The 1,283-nt window shown below is 60.3% G+C and carries 1 protein-coding gene; it reads left to right on the forward strand.

Features of this window, described 5'->3' with window-relative positions; translation table 11 throughout:
- Window positions 1–169: 169 nt before the first annotated feature.
- On the forward strand, window positions 170–1,210 hold the full coding sequence (locus ACRESJ_RS32280) for an NADP(H)-dependent aldo-keto reductase (protein ID WP_431761530.1): 1,041 nt from the start codon (window positions 170–172) through the stop codon (window positions 1,208–1,210).
- The last annotated feature ends 73 nt before the right edge of the window (window positions 1,211–1,283 follow it).

Consider the following 1,283-nt stretch of genomic DNA (forward strand, 5'->3'; position numbering starts at 1 on the left):
GGCAGCCGGATACAGACGCTTTCGGGGGCTCGGGTCGGCGCGTCCGTTCAACGGCAAGATTCTTCGGCGGCGGCGCATCACTTCCACTGCAGAAAGAGGTGCGCAATTATGCAGATTGCGAAAAATATTTCAACCTGCTTTTATGATTCCTTTGCCCAAGGAGGACCCGATGGAGTATCGCCAGTTAGGCCGGACCAATCTGAACGTCAGCGCAATCTGCCTGGGCACCATGACCTGGGGTGAGCAAAACAGCGAAGCAGATGCCTTCGCCCAGATCGAGCGGGCCAAGAGCGCCGGGATCAATTTCATAGATACCGCCGAGATGTACCCGGTGCCGCCCAAGGCCGAAACCTATGCCACCACCGAGCGCTACATCGGCAATTACTTCAAAACCCGCGGCGATCGTACCGACTGGATCCTGGCCAGCAAGATCGCCGGCCCCGGCAACACCATCGACTACATCCGCGACAAAAATCTTCGGCACAATCGACAGCACATCACCGAAGCGCTGGACGGCAGCCTCAAGCGCCTGCAGACCGACTACATCGATTTATACCAACTGCATTGGCCGGAGCGCAGCACCAATTTCTTCGGCCAGTTGGGCTACAAGCACAAGATCGAGGCCAACCTGACGCCGCTGGAGGACACCCTCGAAGCGCTCGACGAACAGGTCAAGGCCGGCAAGATCCGTCACATCGGCCTGTCTAACGAAACCCCTTGGGGCACCATGCGTTTCCTCGCCCTGGCCGAAGCCCGTGGCTGGCCGCGTGCGGTATCGATCCAAAACCCGTACAACCTGCTCAACCGCAGCTTCGAAGTCGGCCTGGCGGAAATTGCCATCCGCGAACAGTGCGGGCTGCTGGCTTATTCGCCCCTGGCGTTCGGCTTCCTGTCAGGCAAGTACGAAGGTGGCGCGCGCCCGCCGAAAGGCCGCCTGAGCCTCTACAGCCGCTTCAGCCGCTATTTCAACCCGCAGTCGGAAGCAGCGTGCAGCCGCTACGTGGCCCTGGCCCGTGAACACGGCCTGGACCCGGCGCAAATGGCCCTGGCCTTCGTGACCCAGCAACCGTTCGTGACCAGCAACATCATTGGCGCCACGACGCTGGAACAACTGGACAGCAACATTGCCAGTTTTGATCTGAAGCTGTCGGATGAAGTGCTGGAAGGGATCGAGGCGATACACAAGGATCATCCGAACCCGGCGCCGTAACCAAGAGGGACGCGGAGCGTCCCGGGCTGCGTTCCCACGCAGAGCGTGGGAACGATCAATCAGGGGATTGCGG

The organism is Pseudomonas sp. (assembly GCF_050739655.1).
Classification (GTDB): domain Bacteria; phylum Pseudomonadota; class Gammaproteobacteria; order Pseudomonadales; family Pseudomonadaceae; genus Aquipseudomonas.